At 45.3% G+C, this 18,501-nt stretch carries 14 protein-coding genes and 1 pseudogene; 8 read left to right on the forward strand and 7 right to left on the reverse strand.

Annotated features, from left to right (window positions below; translation table 11 throughout):
• Positions 1–35 precede the first annotated feature (35 nt).
• The 8 genes from FKN05_RS08410 to FKN05_RS08445 all read left to right on the forward strand — a co-directional run bounded on the left by FKN05_RS08410 (position 36) and on the right by FKN05_RS08445 (position 7,105).
• Positions 36–1,940 carry a sigma 54-interacting transcriptional regulator gene (locus tag FKN05_RS08410; RefSeq protein WP_170887285.1) on the forward strand — a complete coding sequence of 635 codons (1,905 nt, stop codon included), beginning with the start codon at positions 36–38 and terminating at the stop codon, positions 1,938–1,940.
• Positions 1,941–2,088: 148 nt separating this feature from the next.
• Positions 2,089–2,310 carry a hypothetical protein gene (locus tag FKN05_RS08415; RefSeq protein WP_099610901.1) on the forward strand — a complete coding sequence of 74 codons (222 nt, stop codon included), beginning with the start codon at positions 2,089–2,091 and terminating at the stop codon, positions 2,308–2,310.
• A 406-nt stretch (positions 2,311–2,716) separates the two neighbouring features.
• Positions 2,717–3,469, forward strand: coding sequence for a substrate-binding periplasmic protein (locus FKN05_RS08420; RefSeq protein ID WP_099610902.1), 753 nt, complete (start codon positions 2,717–2,719; stop codon positions 3,467–3,469).
• 188 nt (positions 3,470–3,657) lie between these two features.
• Entirely contained in the window at positions 3,658–3,996 is a 339-nt protein-coding gene (locus FKN05_RS08425) for a metalloregulator ArsR/SmtB family transcription factor (protein ID WP_170887286.1), read from the forward strand.
• Positions 3,997–4,041: 45 nt separating this feature from the next.
• Positions 4,042–5,106 (forward strand): ACR3 family arsenite efflux transporter, encoded by a 1,065-nt coding sequence (gene arsB / locus FKN05_RS08430; protein WP_170887287.1) that lies wholly within the window; start codon positions 4,042–4,044, stop codon positions 5,104–5,106.
• A 40-nt stretch (positions 5,107–5,146) separates the two neighbouring features.
• Positions 5,147–5,677 (forward strand): sigma-70 family RNA polymerase sigma factor, encoded by a 531-nt coding sequence (locus FKN05_RS08435; protein ID WP_212752262.1) that lies wholly within the window; start codon positions 5,147–5,149, stop codon positions 5,675–5,677.
• A 180-nt stretch (positions 5,678–5,857) separates the two neighbouring features.
• Positions 5,858–6,862 carry a permease gene (locus FKN05_RS08440; protein ID WP_170887289.1) on the forward strand — a complete coding sequence of 335 codons (1,005 nt, stop codon included), beginning with the start codon at positions 5,858–5,860 and terminating at the stop codon, positions 6,860–6,862.
• 9 nt (positions 6,863–6,871) lie between these two features.
• Positions 6,872–7,105, forward strand: coding sequence for a thioredoxin family protein (locus tag FKN05_RS08445; protein ID WP_099610906.1), 234 nt, complete (start codon positions 6,872–6,874; stop codon positions 7,103–7,105).
• A gap of 121 nt (positions 7,106–7,226) precedes the next feature.
• Here the strand turns inward: FKN05_RS08445 and tdh are convergent.
• The 7 genes and pseudogenes from tdh to FKN05_RS08480 all read right to left on the reverse strand — a co-directional run.
• A pseudogene (gene tdh / locus FKN05_RS08450) lies at positions 7,227–7,397 on the reverse strand (L-threonine 3-dehydrogenase); the annotation flags it as partial.
• Positions 7,398–7,485: 88 nt separating this feature from the next.
• Positions 7,486–8,268, reverse strand: coding sequence for a DUF4376 domain-containing protein (locus FKN05_RS08455; protein ID WP_170887290.1), 783 nt, complete (start codon positions 8,266–8,268; stop codon positions 7,486–7,488).
• Positions 8,268–11,207, reverse strand: a complete 2,940-nt coding sequence (locus tag FKN05_RS08460) for a hypothetical protein (RefSeq protein ID WP_170887291.1) — start codon at positions 11,205–11,207, stop codon at positions 8,268–8,270. Before FKN05_RS08460 ends, FKN05_RS08455 begins: the two co-directional genes overlap by 1 nt.
• 67 nt (positions 11,208–11,274) lie before the next feature.
• Positions 11,275–15,156, reverse strand: a complete 3,882-nt coding sequence (locus tag FKN05_RS08465; RefSeq protein ID WP_170887292.1) for a phage tail tip protein J-related protein — start codon at positions 15,154–15,156, stop codon at positions 11,275–11,277.
• A complete protein-coding gene (locus FKN05_RS08470) occupies positions 15,156–15,710 on the reverse strand; it encodes a DUF2163 domain-containing protein (RefSeq protein ID WP_170887293.1) in 555 nt (184 codons plus the stop codon). The genes FKN05_RS08465 and FKN05_RS08470 overlap by 1 nt, the downstream gene beginning before the upstream one ends.
• Positions 15,707–16,300, reverse strand: coding sequence for a hypothetical protein (locus FKN05_RS08475; protein ID WP_170887294.1), 594 nt, complete (start codon positions 16,298–16,300; stop codon positions 15,707–15,709). Before FKN05_RS08475 ends, FKN05_RS08470 begins: the two co-directional genes overlap by 4 nt.
• Positions 16,300–18,486 (reverse strand): hypothetical protein, encoded by a 2,187-nt coding sequence (locus FKN05_RS08480; protein ID WP_170887295.1) that lies wholly within the window; start codon positions 18,484–18,486, stop codon positions 16,300–16,302. The genes FKN05_RS08475 and FKN05_RS08480 overlap by 1 nt, the downstream gene beginning before the upstream one ends.
• Positions 18,487–18,501: the final 15 nt, after the last annotated feature.

The raw sequence follows: 18,501 nt of genomic DNA on the forward strand, positions 1-18,501 counted from the left end.
CGATATCCTCAGCCTCCCTACCCGCAGATGTATTTATGGTTTCAGATACCTATAAGCAGTGGAAAATTTTTGTCGATACTGGCTGGTTACCCGCTAAAGGTAAGCATGCCGAGCTCTACCAACAATGGCAACAAGCTAGCCAGTTTTGCCAAGCCAAACATTGGCAAAATCCAAAGACTGTAAAAGGTTCAACTTTTGACGAAATTCTTCAGTCACAGCAAAACCTACTCTGTTTTACTAACCGAGTCTTGGATGCCATGATTGAAAAGCTACGCGAACAGCCTTGGTTATTTTGTATCACCAATGCGCAGGGAATCACCTTGCATATGCAAGGCGCAACGTTTATTCGCCAAACCTTGGCCAATCTTGGTTTACATCTAGGGGCTGACTGGACAGATCAACGAATCGGTAATCAGGCCATCGAACGTTGTCTAATCACTCATCAAGCCCAGTTTTCTAGCGGAGCCGATCACCTGAGTAAAGCACTACATCCTTGGTTTTTCTCGGCGGTGCCTATTTTCGACCCGATGGGTGAGCTATTAGCGAGTTTGACCTTGGTAGGTGAAACCGAGCAACATAACGAGATGATCGACGCACTCATTGAAAGTGCCGCGCGCGAAATTGAAACCTTACTCAGCTCCGAACAACGCCTCACACAAGCCAATACCCTGCTCACCCAACGTGATGTGTTATTAGAAGGCATAGAGCAAGGGGTGATTACTTGGCAGTCTTCTGGGCATGTGCAATACATCAATCACTGTGCTCGACAATGGCTGGGGTTAGATGAAAGCCACATTGGCCTACATATTGAAGCACTATTCCATTTTCCACCTGTGGTTGAACAGGCCTTAGTGAACCGAACGAAACTGGAAAAGGTCGAAGTGATGGTCGATTGCCAACATAAACTGCTCAAAATCACTCTTTCTCTCAAACCATTGAGCAGCGGTGAAGTGATGGCATTATTTCACCCCAGTGAACCACAGACTCAATATCATGAGCGTCACTTTATTGGCGGCGACTATTGGCAACCTGAAGAGAATCTTTGGCTATTGGAAGGCCATCCTTGCCAACATAGAGTTGAAAAAGCGGCCAAAGTCTCAGTACCGGTCTTGTTACAAGGCGAAGATGGGGTGGGTAAGCTTTCGCTTGCCTTAGCTATTCATCATAAAAGTCAGCAACGTCTCGCCCCATTGATGATCATTGATTGTGCGGCTTTACAACCCGAGCAATTAGCCCAAGCACTATTGGGAGATGACCAACACAGCCAGCCATCAAAATTTGAATTGGCTTATAATGGCACACTGATTTTAGAACATGTGGAATATTTACCCCCTAACTTACAAGCCAGTGTATTGGCGATTTTAAAAACCGGTTTTTTGACTCGATTGCATAGTCAGCAAATTATTCCTGTCAATGTACGATTAATTAGCACAAGTAGCGCTAATTTAGACAAATTAGTGGAATCGGGTTTATTTAGCCGTCAATTATGCTATGCCATGCAAGGCATCGAGGTGTGTATACCCGCTCAAAGGGAGGCGGTTGATTATACTCGCGCTCTGATCTCACATATTCTGCATGGCGCAAATCGAACAATAACGTCTGATGCGCTGCAAACACTATTTACTTATAGCTGGCCAGGTAATCGCAGTGAACTCCTGAGTGTGATGGATAAAATCTTACTCAGCAGCTCAACCAATCAGGAGATCCATCTTCACGACCTACCCGATAAAATTCGCCGTCAATGCCATAGCGAACAACCCATTCAAAGCCTCGAATTAATGGAAAAAAATGCCATTATTCATGCCTTAAAACATCATCAGGGGCATTTGCAACAAACCGCTAAAGCATTGGGCGTTGGCCGAACAACGTTATGGCGAAAGATCCGCAAATACGATATCGATGAAAGTGCGATTGTTGAGCCTTCTGAGCAAAAGAGCTGAATGATACCCCCAACGACTTGGCGTTGCCAGATCATCGATAAGTGAGAATACTGTTTACCGTCTCTATAAACTGGCACCAAATATGCTTAATAAAAATACCTCGGTGATAAAGTCATCACGCTAAATACTTGGTTTAGAGGAAAGCATCATGGGCCATCTCTATAAAATTGAATCTTACAGCGAAGAAGCCGTCCGTTCACTTGCTCAGTTCATTCAAGCCAAAGGGGGGAAATGCTGCATTGCCGGCTTTGCCGTGATCACCAATCATCCTTTTAAAGAAAGAGATGCGGGGCGACTACTGCCATTGATTGGCAAAGTCACCGATAACCTTACCGAATGGGATAAAAGTCAGTTCGAAGTACTGAGTTAATCAACTAGGCGATATGCAACCGTTTCATATTGCAACGCAGATTGCATCACTGTCTACCAGTATCCGCAAACCATGCGGAGTTGCAGGTAGGCAGTAAGTGAAAGGCTATAATTGTCTTGTCAGCAAATCAACCACGCATGTTTTATATTTTCTAACTATATTTATATCCAAAGGTAGGTGACAAATTTGTCTGGAACAAATTTGAACAGCCGTAGGCTGGCCTTTGGTGAGAGCCACGGATGGCTCCCATCATCGCCATGGACATAGACAGGCGATGTGATTGGGGTGAACACACCCCTGCAGCTTCAAGTAGGAAAGGGATAGCTTAAATCGACAACATGCACTTAAGCGAGTTAGGTAATCCATGAGTAGCAAAAGGTTCTTTTTCACCTAAGGAAGGTTGGTTATGTTTATAACTAGGCTGTTTTTTCTACTGATTCTATGCTTTTTTAGTCTATCCGCCGTTGCGAAATCATTGATGACCTTAGTTTATTATGAGGATTTTCCCCCTTACTCTTTTCGCGATCAACAAGGCAATATGACGGGCATTTTGATCGATATTGCTGATCAGGTACTACAAACCAGAATGGGAGTTGAACTTATTCATCGAGGCTATCCATGGGAAAGAGCACAAAGAATGGTGCAACAAGGGCAAGCCGACGCCTTTATTACTATCGCGACCGCGAATAGATTGCTTTATACCGATGCCTCTACAGAAGCTGTCATTGTCGGCCCGATGAATCTATTTGTCAGCCCCAATAATGGGAAACTCGCACAAATAAAAAACGCCCAGACTATGGATGACCTCAGCCCTTTTTTGATCCTCGATTATCAAGGTAATCATTGGGGTAATCAGCATTTCCCTGAGGAGAAGTTTCAGCGTTTTTTGACGTCAAACTTATCCAATGCACTCATCATGTTGGCTCATGGCAGAGGCGACGTGGTTGTAACCGATAAGATTGTTGCTGATTATTTAATGGCTCAATTAAATTTGCAGGAGAAAATCCTCCAACTCCCTATTCAATTAACCGAAGTCAAATTTTCATTATGTATTAGTAACACTTCGTCTTTTCACCACTTGCTAGCAGAATTTAATCAACAAATGGCGCTATTTCGAGAGCAAGGTAACATAGATACGGTGCTGGAAAATTACCGATAACATACGGTTACGCCATTCCAATTCGATCCTTTCTTGATGATTAGAGTCTATGGTACGAGGAAATTCTACTTTACCGCCGTTAATTTGAGCGAATGACTAAAGAAAAAAGTCGTTAAGTTAACCATTGACACATATGGAATATAAGATATATGATATTTCATATGTAATGTAATTAGCGAATTATTCCTATGTTCGATCCAATTCTTCTTTACAAAGCGCTTTCCGAACAAACGAGGCTTAAGTCTCTGCTTTTAATGCAGAAACAAGGAGAGCTTTGTGTCTGCGACCTCATGGAGGCGCTGAATCTCAGTCAGCCCAAAGTTTCTCGGCATCTTGCCGAATTACGCAAGCACGGGCTTGTTCTGGATGAACGCCGTGGCAAATGGGTTTACTACCGAATCAATCCCGCCCTACCCGCTTGGGTCAAACAAGTGCTCGAGATCACTTTTGATCATAATTGGTCACTCGTTGAACATGAATTGCAAATCATCAAAGGCAAGTCATGTTCGAATGAGGTGAACAAATAGTGTTTATATTCCGTTGGTTTATCATTTTCAAATAAAAGAGGTTTTATGAGTCATATCTCAAGCTGTGTCGAAACCAGCGCTGCTGAAAAAATGAGCTTTCTTGATCGATACTTAACGGTATGGATTTTCCTTGCCATGGCCATTGGTGTCGGAGTTGGCGTGTGGTTCCCTCAGGCGGCTCAGTGGAACGAAAGCCTATCGGTTGGTTCAACCAATATCCCACTTGCCATTGGCTTAATCTTAATGATGTACCCGCCATTGGCGAAAGTGAACTATAGCCTTTTAGGTGAGGTGACTCGTGATAAACGCGCGATAACACTTTCTCTAGTGATGAACTGGATCGTGGGCCCTATCTTGATGTTCACATTAGCCATCATTTTCTTACGCGATCAACCTGGTTATATGGTAGGGCTGATTCTGATCGGCCTTGCTCGCTGCATCGCTATGGTGTTGGTTTGGAATGACATCAGTGGCGGAAACAAAGAGTACGGTGCCACTTTGGTTGCGTTAAATAGCGCGTTTCAAATTGTCACCTACAGTTTTATGGCATGGCTATTTATTACCGTTTTACCGCCTTATTTTGGTCTGGAAAGTTTCGTGGTTGACATCACGATCTGGGATATTGCACAAAGCGTGTTAATTTATTTAGGCATCCCCTTCTTAGCGGGTTTCTTAAGCCGAAAAGTATTGGTCTCAGCAAAAGGGGAACAGTGGTACAACGAGATTTTTATTCCACGTATATCACCGATCACCTTGATTGCGCTTTTGGCAACCATCGTTTTAATGTTTAGCCTGAAAGGTGAAATGATCATTGAATTACCGATGGATGTATTGCGTATTGCAGTGCCACTTATCATCTATTTTATGGTGATGTTTTTTGCCAGTTTCTACATCGGAAAACGTATGGGGATCCCTTACGACCAAAACGCCTCTATCGCCTTTACTTCATCAGGCAATAATTTCGAGCTAGCTATTGCCGTCTCTATTGCGGTATTCGGGCTCAACTCTGATCAAGCGTTTGCTGGTGTGATTGGACCTTTAGTTGAAGTACCTATTTTAATCGCTTTGGTTAACGTCGCTTTAAGAATGAAGCGTAAATATTATGCTTAAGCCCAGTCTATCGAAACAAACATCCGTCGTGCCATGTCTTATGGAGACATGGCATTTTTCCGAATCCGAACTCTACCGCTGGCTTCTGAAACAAACCGGCGATTCTGATCTGAGTTTTGATTTACTACAAGATACCTTCTTAAAAGCATTACAGCAGAAGCAAGCGTTTTGCGATATTCAAAACCAAAGAGCGTGGTTATATCGGGTGGCGCGGAATATGCTCATTGATAAGCAACGTAAGACGAATCAAGAACAATTTCAGGAGCTGAGTGATAATGAGTCGATATGGCAAGAGCATGAACTCTCCGCCGTCGATAGCCTTGCGCAATGCCTACCAAAAGCACTTTCAAACCTGACTGAATCTGAGAGAGAAATTATCAAACAGTGTGATCTACAAGGTCTTACTCAGCAGGCGTTTGCCGAGCAAAATGGACTTACGTTAGTGGCAACCAAGTCGCGCATTCAACGCGCCAGACAAAAACTTAAACACATTTTGCAAACGCAATGTCATATACGTTTCGACGAACAACAGCGTGTTTGCTGCTTTTTCAAAGATAGCGACAGCCGATAATATTGTCACAGCTGAATAGGCGACGGCAGGCGCATCATAATCTGCATTCATTGCCTCTTCTGAGTAAAGCGAACCTTACTGGGTTATCTTGCCATTAACCATAGTAAAAATTCTGCATCCTTTCGGCACTGACTTCGTCTTAGTGACATAAAGACAAATTATGAGGTTGAAGGAGCCGGTATGTTTGAAGTCTTTACCCATCTTGCTGATTGGATGACCTATCAGCTGTTTGCTATGCAGCAAGGTACTAAGTTGGCAGATGCAGCCCACTTTTTTATTGAAGATACCAGCAAAATAATGGTGTTGCTGGTTGTCATGATTTACCTCATTGCTTTACTTCGCGCCTCTTTAAAGGTTGAAAAAGTGCGCCACTACCTTGCAGGCAAACGGCGTCTTTTTGGCTATGTGACGGGGAGTGTTTTCGGGGCGATCACCCCATTTTGCTCATGTTCCAGTATTCCCGTTTTTCTTGGCTTTACCTCCGCAGGTATCCCGCTTGGGATCACCATGGCTTTTTTGATTACCTCGCCATTGATCAATGAAATCGCAGTATTGCTTCTGTTTAGCCTGCTTGGCTGGAAATTCACCATCCTGTATGTGCTGATTGGAATGCTGATCGGGATACTGAGTGGCTGGTTTTTAGACACCATAAGAGCAGAGCGTTGGTTGCAACCTTTTGCCGCAAAAGCGATGCAGAAAGCCCAAGCCCGGCAACATACACAGGGAAATCTAGGCGTTAGCAACGAAGAGGCCGCAATCTCGCTTTCATATCGGCATCAGTTTGCCAAACAGGAGATGGTTGAGATCATCGGGCGGGTTTGGAAATGGGTGTTTATTGGCGTGGGTATAGGCGCAGGCTTACATGGTTTTGTACCCGATGGCTGGATAGAAACCCACTTAGGCGCGGGTCAATGGTGGTCTGTTCCAGCTTCAGTATTAATTGGTATCCCTTTGTATTCTAATGCGACGGGGGTGATTCCCATCATGGAGAGTTTACTGAGAAATGGTCTTCCCATTGGTACGACATTAGCGTTTTGTATGAGTACCGTCGCCGCAAGTGTGCCTGAATTTGTCATGCTAAAACAAGTGATGCAATGGCGCTTATTGGGGCTTCTTTTTGGTCTACTGCTAACAGCGTTTACTGTTATGGGGTGGATATTTAACTTACCGTTCTGGCAATTTTAGGAGATAAACATGAAAGCATTTAAAGTACTCGGTTCAGGTTGTGCCAACTGCGTCAATACCGCGAAACTGATTGAGAAAGTTGCGGCAGAGCAAGGCATTGATGTTTCGGTTGAAAAAGTGACCGACCTTGAAACGATCATGAATTATGGCGTGATGTCTACGCCAGGTGTCGTCATGGATGAAGAAGTGGTTCACGCAGGAGGAGTCCCTACACCGGAGCTTATTTTAACTTGGTTAAAGTAAGGAGCGCTAATTTTTACCAGTTTTCGAATAGCGAACTGTCCCAATCCTAATTTGATAAGTAGAAAGGTGACCCATTTTTCCCAAAGCGCTCCTTTCGGAGCGCTTTTCTTGTTTATGTTGGTTATTCCCAATCAAGGATGACTTTGCCGGAAGCCCCGCTACGCATAGCATCAAAGCCTTTTTGAAAATCATCGACCTTGAAGTGATGGGTGATAATTGGGGTTAAATCTAAGCCTGATTGAATGAGGCTTGCCATCTTGTACCAAGTTTCGAACATTTCAGGAATAAATATTATTTAACGACTATAAATCAAAGAATTAAGTTTTTTTGTTTTTGTTGTGGGGCTTTTTTGGGGCGGTGTTAAGACGTGCAGTTAAACTTTAATTAAACCTCTCTAACTTATCCCCCTCCCGCCATTCGGCATACTTATTAACTACATAACCTAATCTTTCTGTATACGCATCAATCACAGCTTTAAGTTCTGCCAAGTTCGTTTCTTTAACTGAGTTGTCTGCAAGAATCCAACTAACACTGTAATTGTCTAAGTTGTTTCGATCAGCGTAAGCGATACACTCGTTGATATTATCTCTAGCAATTTTGTCTACTTGCCATGTAAACCCATTAACGACAATAGGACTTTCAGTGAGCTGCTCTCTTGTGATTTTAGCTAGCTCTTGATGCCAATTGACTAACACATCATTAACCTTAGTGGCATTATTAACTGGCTCTAATGATTTCCATGTTGCTAAATCATCTTCGTAGTTATATACAAGCTCCCCTTCTTTATCTTCAACTAGATATTTTTCATCTTCTTTTTTTGGTTCTTTGTTTAGCCATTCGAGATAGTCATCATGAAACAACCACTCCTCTGCTTCACAGGCTTTTTCAATGCAATACCGAGTGAAATCGTAGTTGTTGCGTAGCTTAACTTGTTCAACAAAACCCCAAGTTTTTAAGTCATGACGTGACTTTTCTACCAGATAAATAATACTTTCGTATTCATTAACTAAGCGCTCTCCTGTCCGTTCAACACCCTCTTCGTCAAAGTAAGTGTAGGATTCAGGTATTTTATTGCCTGTCGGCTCCTGTCTCACTTCTTCTTTGTAAAAGGTTTGGATAGGAGCTGGCAAATCTGCCAGCACTCCTCTTGTATCATTAAACATTATAAATCTACTCCTGCCGTCTGCTTACCAACCCTTGCCTTGTTTTTGGTATAGCCGTATGGAATTGCTAGCTCTGCTGTGCCACATAGCAGCACATCACCGTTTAAGTTTGTGTACGTAGTAGTACCGTCTGCAATTTTGAGTGTAGAGTCATCACCCCAATCTGTGCCATTGTGTGCCAGCTCATTAAATGCAAAGGCAAGGCTACATTGCTGGTTATTAGAGATTTGATAGGTTAATACTTTTACTGCGGGTGAATTGTTCGATGGAGCAGCTAAAGTGATAGGTGTATGTGCAGGGTAAAACCCACCAGCCCACAGACTATTATCTATCTTTTTTCTTTGCAAATTGAAATCGGTAAGGGTGTAGTTACTTACACGTTTACCTGAATTTGAAGTAAATACTTTACCGATAAGACTCTCACCCAACAGAACTCCATTAGCCCCACTTGAGTCCACCCAAAAATCACACGAAGCCCACACATCACCCAAACCATCAGAATCATTCAATATTGATTTATTAACACTTGATTTGGTTTGTTTAGCGAAGGCTTGGTAATTTATGACAGCTACGCCATTACCCGCACCCGCAGAAAACCCACGATAAACAGTATTGGGTGTTTCTGACACTGAAATACCTAACGTTACTGTCCATGTCTCACCCAAGTTAGTAGTAGACAAGCGCGGGCCCAAAAGATTAATTACTACAGCTTTACGTGATACTTTTGGATTTGCATTTACAAAATCAGGGAGCCAACTACCCATCCAACCATTCTTCAAAGCTTCTACTTTGAGAATCACTTCGGGAGAGCCAATCACATCTGTTTGAGCGAAATTACCTGAGACTGATATGTTTTCAATCATTGGGGATATTACATATATGTTACCTGACGTACCCCAAGATGACGGGAAATAAGTGCTCGGTGCGCGATTACTGTCTAAAGCATTAGGGTGCTCTTGCTTGTAAACTTCTCCTGTGCTCGCATTTACTACAAAGTAGGGAACACCTAATAGCGCGGTTTTATCGTATTTAAATCTGGGCGAAGCATCAGTAAGAGCTATATTGTCAGGAACCTGAGAAGAGCTAATAGCAGTAGACGTATCAACTACATCAACTACAGTCCACATCAATTTCTCTAACCCACGGTACTCACCACTTACAACTTTTTGGGTTACTTTAGCAGCTTCTTCTTTGCTTCCGACATCCCAAGCACTAGTACGCCAATCAATGATACCGTTTAACCCGCCATCGTAAATTGCATCATAGTACCTACCATCTGGGCGACCTGAATTAGTACCTAATTTACCTGACAATTTAGAATTTGGTTTACCTCCTATACCTGTCTTAAAATCAAAACATGAGTGTTTATTTAGTAGTAACGTTGAATCTTCATGCCAACTAATCCAAGCATTATTAGCTAGATTGCGAATACGACCAGTTCCAAATGGATTAAAACTTGGGTGATACGCGCCTTGGTTTAGTCGTGGTATTGTCGCTACTACGTAGAAGTAAGACTCTCCGTTTACAGCTACGTTTGTAGTGCTTCGGCGCGGGATAAAAGCACCCAAGTGAGATAATGCAGGAATACTTTTTACACTATCAGCCGCATTCCATCCTTGATACCAGTTTTCGTTTGATGCAACGAAAGGTTCTACCGAATCTAACGCTCCGCGCACTGATACACAGCGATTACCTGCCGTATCAAACCATAATGGAATCGTTGAGGCAGGAGTAGCAGGGTTATACCTAAAATCCCCATTACCCACACCACGAATAGTACGTTGTGATAACGTCCATTGTGCTAAACGACCATCACTCAGTCTGAATATATTATGCTTAAGGGTTTGAAATATTTTGGTTAATTGAGCATCAGTCAAACTATTATCTAATACATTCCAACCTCGACCACGACTAGTCTCATCTCCTTTAAAAACTTCGAAATGAGTGATTGGTCTAAATGTATTTTCTACAGTAGGAATACCATCTACAGTAGTAAGCTTGGATTGCTGCATTCCGTAAGGATATATAATTGGGTCTGATTCGTTGATTTCCCGCAGAAACACTTCAAACCCAACTAAGTCAACTGGATGTGTGACGACTTCTTTAGTAACCTCATTATCAGCAGCATCAAATGCCTCTGCTGCGGTTTCATAGTTAACCAGTGTACCTGTAGCCGAGTCGTATACTTCAGTGCCTTTGGGAGCTTCAGGTAGTTTCACAACGAACGGAGTAGATGCAATATCTGACACACCAACTAAATCAAACGTAATTCCTGCCGTATGAAAAACTGCATGATTCGTTTCAGATGTACCAACTATTTCCCCACTGTTTCTACCCAATCCAAATTTATTTTGCCACCCTGAACCTACAACGCTAAACATCCCTTCATTAACTGGCGCAGCAGGGGAAACCGTAGCGTGCTTACCCATATGCACAAAACCAGCTGCCGCATATAGCGCTTTATTTGCTGCTCGCTCTGCTTCCATGTCAGCTTGAGATCTTGCATAGCCAAATGCAGAAATATCAGTAAATAGTTGATTGGCCCGCTCTTCAATTTCTACTACATCCGCATCCATTTGCTGCAATGTTCTTGCTGTATGCTCTTCGCCGTCTTCACCTTTAAACGTGACAGTGCCAGTTTGGGTGCCCCATGCTTCTAGCGCACTGATATTATTCGCGGTATTTTCGCGTAACAGCCGAATCTCGCGCACTGCTTGATTGAAATCGCCGTATGTTGGGATGACAGAACACGTTAACTCATCATCTGCTTGCTCCCACTTTGTTCGTAAAATTAACTGGTTAGCGTGTACTTCTACAATCTCTAACAAACTGTTAGACACGAGTAGAGCGTCACCGGCTTTGACAGTTAATGTTGAGCCAGACATGACATCAGCAATATTGCTATTGTTTTTCAGTTTTATACCAAGTTTTGACCACATATATAGCAACCATAAAAAAACCAGCAAAAATGCTGGCATCGTGAATGAAGTAAATGTTTAGAATTAACTAAGACAAGTCGCTGTTGTTAGCAAAGAGCTGTGGAAACCACTCGTTTGACGTTGTCACTCCTGAAATAGTCAGTATTTTATTGCCAGATCCTCCTCCCTTTGAATAACCTCGAAAGTGCTGAGTTCCAACTGTATTGGCAGGTACTAATAACGCCAAAGTTTGATTGACTATTTTTTCCTCATTAGCTTCTACCCGATATGTAAGAGAACTTTTTGTACCAAACGATCCATATGTGTTTAAATGACCAGTTAGCCATGCGGGGCTTCCTGTTGATAATTTTAGTGATAGGGTTACAACTAAAGTACGATCGAATGGTGCCGATCTTTCAACTGTCACGCTACCAAAAACCGGCGTGTATCCACCGGAAGTTCCGGCGTGATCTCTAGACACGGGAGTATTCACTTTCATCTTAGTGACAACGATTTCTCCAACAATTTGACTTGCTTGAAAACGCCCGAGCACATTGCAGTTCTCACCGATTGTCAGATTATTTAAATACCCACCGCCGATTGAGTACAAATTACCATTGCCTTGGATAGAGAAAACAACGTCACCGCTGGGATTTTCAATCACAATCATATTGTGACCAGCATTAGCAACACTCTTGATAAACGCTCGATAACCGCCGACAGAGCCTATTTCGACTTTATCAATAAACGAGCCATCTTTAGCTGTCACCTCGCCCGTGAAATCACCAGTTCCACCGCGCAAGTGCGGAGCAACAACTTCCGTTCCAGCGACCAGCCGGTTACCGTGCATAGTGCCAAGTGTCACTTGATCGCCGTGAATGATCATCGTTGGCGCTGTCCAGCCGGAGCCTGTAAAACGCTTCATTGACGACGCGCTGCCGTCCGTGTTGCGATATGTTAAGTGATCATCAAGCACCGGCTTGCGCTTATACGTGGTGATGAAATCTTGAGTAGCGACTGCGTCACTCGGAAACACACCGTTGCGCAGCGTTAGCGTATAAAAACCTGCGCCAGCTTGAGATTGAATTGCTTCTTTTGAGTCCAGCTCATAACCGTCGCTAAGTATCATCCGTCCGCGTAAGATAAGCTCTCTTAGCTGACTATCAAGCGATAGCAGCGGTGTAAATTGCCCATCATCCATGATGCCTATGCGGTGATGATCGGCGATAATATCGAGCGACGATTGCTCTCCGTTGTTTGTATTAACAAAACCAGAGACTTTTCCGTTAACGTCGGTAAGGATTGAGCCCTTTGCAACGAGATTGCCGTCGGCATCAACAAAGGCTTGACCCATCTGTGACACGCTTGCTGTACCTGAGCCTGTGCTCACTTGCAGATTTCTAATAAACTCAGCAAGTGGGCCGTCTAGCCAAGAGTGCCCGGCGGCGACACAAGCGACAGCATTGGTGTGCGATGTGATGTTGCCGTCTTTATCAATGCAGTAGCCCACGGCTGCTCTAGTGTATTCATTAGCGCGAGAAAGGGTTTGCTCATCTCCTTTTTTTATTTCTGCGCGAAGCAAAGTTGCCGTTTCCGCTAACGCGTTTTCAGTGTCAGAAATAGCACGACTGAGTTCTGAAATATGACCGCTGTTTTCTTCCGTTTTTGCAAGCAAGTCTTCCGCTATCTCAGCAAATGCGAGATCACTCTCAGATAGTGATTTTTCAACTGCTTTAATATACGATTCATTCTCTCCCACTGCCGAGTACAGCTCTCGCTTCGCTTCTGCTAGCGCTTTATCAGTATCAGACAGCGCTCGTTCAATCGACTTGATATATGCTTCGTTACCTTCAAACCCCGCGTATAGCGTAAGCAAACTCTCGGCATGAGCGTGAAGCTCATCAGTATGCTGTTTGAGCGTTTTTTTTGCGTAGGCGCTAGCAATGCTCTCTTTTTCAATCTCCACTTTTTGCCGAGTTTGTTCGAGTTCGCTAAGTAGCGCCTCAAAGCCTTCGTCTTGACGATCATTTAAAGCATCGGCACGCTCAGTTATCTGATTAACCGCGCTTTCAAACGACTGATTGAGCTTTTCGTCAAGCGAGTCGCCAATGATGTCCAAAATCACACTGGCATCATTGGTTGTTGTAGCGGTGACGGTCTTAAAGCGGCTTTGGCCAACGGCGTTGACTGCGCGCACAAGAAACTGGTACTCCGTGTCTGGTGAAAGCCCTTCAAGTTGCCATGCAACGCCACGGCCTCGAAGTTCGCCATCAAACCAAAACTCATACTCAGTACCCCACGCGAGGCTTTGCGACCGTGGCCGCAAAATAACGTAAGTGTTACCTGTATCCACTTCGAAAGTGAATTCCGCGCTCGGCGCAGTAATGTCAGCGTCAAGCACAGACCAGCCCGATGCGGCCACGGCCCCAATCGCGCGGACCGCAAACGTGTAGCGACCGCTGAGCAGAACTGGTACATCAATGAAGTTCAATTTGGTGTTTTGCTGCCAAATCACTTCATCATTGCCCGTGATTCGTACATCGTAGGACTCAATGAATCCCGCTGGCGAAGACCAGCTCAAGCGACCGACGCTTTGCGTGCTTTCCGAGCGCGCAAAAGAAAGGCCGCTAGGAGCGGCCACTTGGTTTGGGTTCGGCAGTTGAGTGTTTGGGTAATCTGGCTTCGGCGGCTTAGGGTGCCACAAATAATTGCTGTCTTGGTACTCGACAAGCTTTAGCTTTACGTCGCGCTCTGTGTACTCAATTTCGCGCACAGAGAAAGGCTTTGCTTCCCATCCGCGCAGCTTTGACTCGAACGTGACAACGTCCATCTCTTCAAGTTGTTCGCCGACGAAAAAGTTTACTGACACATTGAGCGTCATGCCATTTCGGCTTTGACGGGCGAGCACCTCAGCGTATTGATGCGCTGATTTGTAGTTGTCGATGCCTTCGACCGTTTCCTCTTTGGTCAGTGGGACGTAGTTGTCTTCTGCTAGCCACTTGTCATGTAATTCGCCTCCCTGGGCAGGGAAGGTGATCTCGTTGATTTGATAGTTATTTTCTTTATCGGGATAGCGGATTGTGACTGAGTTGTAACGCTCATTGATATTAACTGAGCTAGTGCTCATGCCAGAGGTTAGCATGCTCTCTGCAATGTGCATCACCGCGTCTTTTTGTCTGTCGATTTCAACGCGCAGGCCGTTTTGACCTTCGATTAAGTAGCCTCGACAAGTTTGAAGTAGGTCGCGGACGTTGTCCATTAATGGCGCATCTGTGCTTAGCACGATGTTGCATTCAAACAAGCGTTGTTCATCAACGACAGTGTTGCAAAGATTGCGCATCGTCGCGTTAAAGCCATCGTCCCAGTCTTGCTCGCTAAAGCTGCACCCGTAATCAGCGTTGCAGAAATAATCCTTGAGCGCTTCGATCGGGTTCGCGCTGCGCGCAGTGATTGTTGCTTTAAACTCAGGACGGCCCTGCGGATAGCGTTTGAACTCTTTATCCATGACGAGCTTGACGTAAGTCACGGCAACGCCACAAAAGCGCATGTCTTTCATATCGTCTGGCGCTTCAGCGCGAAACCACGCTGGCATGGTTTGGTCTTTATGACCAAGGCAGTGTTCGATGCGCTGGCCATTGCCGCTGCCGCCAAAAGAACCAAACTGCGTGTAAGGCAGATCGTCAAAATGAAGATTGCTTATCGAATCGACAGGGCCAACGCCCCATACTAAAATTGCGTAAAACGTTTCGTTGGGGATGTCTTTTTCAACGACATCTTTAACACTTTGGTACACGATGCATGGCGCGACACGGCGCGTACCGTAGATGATATCAAGTGGCTCATCGGTACCAAAACGATTAACGCCGATGCCTGCGCGAGATTGGTTCTGCTGCTTGGCCGCTTTTTTGGCCATTCGATAAGAATATGCAGTACCGATTAGAGAAATAACACCGACAATAATACCGAACATCAATTAGCCCCTGCTTTACCAGCCCAATAGATAGTCTCTGCGGCCTTGGCCGCATGTTTGAATGCATCATCATCTGGATAGCGGCGATGATGGGATTTTGGCGTTGTGCGCCACGCGTTGGCCCGCTCAAATTCAGCCCAGCGCGATGCGGCTTTGAGCTGGATTGTTGCGTCTTTGTCGTTATCTGAGCGGCCCGTGACTGAGCCGCGCCATACTGACTCTAAATGCAATATTTCATTGCTTTCCGACAAGTAAGCGCGATGAATGCTCACGCGGCGCTTATACACGTCAGTGCCGAGGATGGTTGCTGTGATCGCAGCGTTGGACATAGCAAACGAGAACGTCACCTCGCCGACGCGCATTTCTGCGTGCCGGCTTAATGAATCTAACCCGATGAACTCGCCCGATGAGCGATAGTTTTTCCCCTGATTCTCGATATCAAAGCCGACATCAGTGAAATAAAACGGGGTATCTAGCTCAAAACTGAGCAAGTGAGCGCGGCGGATAATGCCCGATTCGAGCATATCCAATACAGCTTTGGGATAAGTTTTCATAGCAGCTCGATAAATGACAGTTCAATAGATTCAACAAAGCGAGTGCCGGCCTTCAAGCCAAACTCTTGCGGTCTTGAGCCGGGCTTTAAGATCAAAGTGAACTCAGCACCCTGCCCGTTTAATACTGTGTTATTAACCGCCCTTTTCAACGGGCAATTAAGTTTAACAGTGGCCATGCCAGCGTTGTTGGTGTTGACGTTGTTCATCACGCGATACACTTTTGTGTGATTCGCAAACGTAATAAGATCGCCCCGCTGCAAAAAAAGCGCATTAGCCGGCGCGCTGTAGATAACCACTTCATAGCTTCCAGCAGCCGTTTCTGTGCAGTTTGCAACGCCGCCAACGCCAGCGATTTTGCTGATAATCGGCGGCTTCCACTTAAACGGTACCGCGCCGCCGCGCAACTCTTCAACCAGCAGCCAAAAATCGTTTAGCTCTGTGTTGCGGTCCAGCTTCACTGAGCGATAAGTCAGCTCAAACCGATGGCTCTGCATATCAACAATGTTGACATGCAGGTTTGGGGACTGATTGCTGTGAGTTGGATAGTGCGTCGCGAGCGTGGCTTCTTTGCAGTAATCAGTCCAGCCCATTAGAATTTTTCTCCCATGTCGTTTTTCACCATTTTCACAGCGTTATAGATGGTTGAACGGTGGTTGAGGATCAACTCATCCATGCCCCGCGCATCCAACGCGCTAAATTGAAAGTGTTGATGGATATCGCCAGAATTAGACGCCGACGAACTTCCTGAACCTTGGATTTTTTGCGCCAACTGAATGACTGCAGCGTGAAGCGCATCCGTTCTATCGGCTTCAGGTCTGGTTTGTACGCGCTGGCCTTGATCAAGCAACCACGTTCCCTCTTTGGGGATTCGACCATTGGCAAAGCCGCTCGAACCGTCGTGAGACATGCCAGCAAGCGCGGTTCCTGCTGCAATGCCCACACTGGCGTACCCCATTGCGCGCACCGATTCAGCGTAGTAAGGAGTAAGGGGGAAAGCAGCTAGCGCTTTAGTGTAAGCCTCGTTAGTTGCAACGATCATCGATGGGATAGCCGCTGCCTTTTGTGCAAAAAAGAGAGTTTTATAGAGCTTGCTTGACTCTTGGCCACCATTCTTTAGCATATCTGTTGTCATTGACATTTGCTGCTGAGTGAAACCAAGCAGCTCCATGCCGACACGCTGTTGATGCTCTGCGCGCTTTTTTGCTGATTCTTTTTCGATTTCACTTAGTCGATCTTGATGGTCTTGCCAGAGCACCTCACGACCCATGAAATATTGCTCTTCAAGCTCTTGTTGCAGCACATGATTGTTTTTCGCCGCAGCGTAAGCGTCAGTAAAGTGATCGGCGAGCTTGGCCATTCTGTCTTCATAAGCAAACTCTTCGCGCAAAGTGTCAGCTTGCTCGCCAGCGGCATTAATTGCGATGCGACGTTGCCAGTCCTGTGCAAATTCCTCATTGGCTTTTTTAAAGGCGAGGACAGCTCGATCTTCTTTCTCTTCTCCGTCAATGCTTGGTAATTGCATGCCCGAGTTTTGGTTAACACTTGCCGCGTAGCCTTTCGCAAGCTGATCAAATTTGAGTTTTGCGTTTTGGTACCAGGCCTCGATACCCTCCGACGGCAATGGCTGGCTCGCAAGGGTTTTCAGCTCCCAAATGGCTTGGTTTAAATCTAACTTGGCTTGGTTTGCACTGGCAGCGTCGAAGAGTTCCGGCGCTTGAAAGCTGGTCATTTGATACAAACTGGTCGCCATCTCTGCCGCTGTATCGCTAAATCTTGCGGCTATGTTGAGCGACTCTTGCAGCGGCCAAATCACAGTTTTGACGATCATCTCGCCAAGAGAGATAACGCCATCAGTAACAGCTTGCAGACTGATCATTGCACCAATTTTAAAACCAGTCACAGCAACTTCGAGCGACTTAACGATAAGCTCTACGCCTCGCCAGCCATCGGCAAGATAGCCAACGCCCGTTACCATAATACCAAGACCATCGGTGATCATCTTGTTCATGCCGCCGTATCGAGTCGACATTGCCAAGAACTCATCAGCAAGCCCTGCCATTACTGGCGCTAGCTCAATCGCAATATTTTGCTTTAGCGCTTTAGTAAGAGAGTTGACTCTAAATAACGAGTCGTTCGCCATCTCGATTTTTGCCGCATCGATACGCGACAGCGTAACGCCGAGCCGATCAGCTTCGGCGGCCATGTCATTTAAGCCTTGGGAACCGTTCGCCAGCATGTTAACCATCGCTGCACCTTCGGTATCAAAAAGCTGAACAGAGAGTCGCAAACGATCTGACTGACTCTCAACGTTTTGCATCGCATCAGCCACGCGCTTGAGCTGCTGGTCCGGTGTAAGCTGATTTAACTCCGCAGCCGTTAGATTTAGCTCTTTGATAGCCCCCGCAGCAGCCCCCGTTCCTTGGGCAGCTTCAGACATACGGCGCGTCATACGTTGCATCGCGGTATCAAATTTCTGCTGGCCGACGCCAGTCAGTTCGCTAGCATAACGATACTGCGTGAGCGCTTCCGTACTAATACCGATGCGGTCAGCAAACTTAGCGGTTTGATCGATAAGTGATGATTGTTGTTTATAGATGAGCCCTAGCGCCGCAACGGTTGCCGTGGCTGCTCCGGCGGATGCTTTGGCAGCACTAGCAAAAGAGTTGCTAACATAACTAGACCAGTCTTTTGATTTCTTTTTCGATTTCTCTAATTCGCTGACAAATTGCGCAGAGTTTGCGTAAAGCGCAACGGTTAGTTTTGCTATATCGGACATTACATCATCATCCTT

This window comes from Vibrio sp. 1-1(7), assembly GCF_013048485.1.
GTDB classification, from domain to species: Bacteria; Pseudomonadota; Gammaproteobacteria; order Enterobacterales; family Vibrionaceae; genus Vibrio; species Vibrio fujianensis.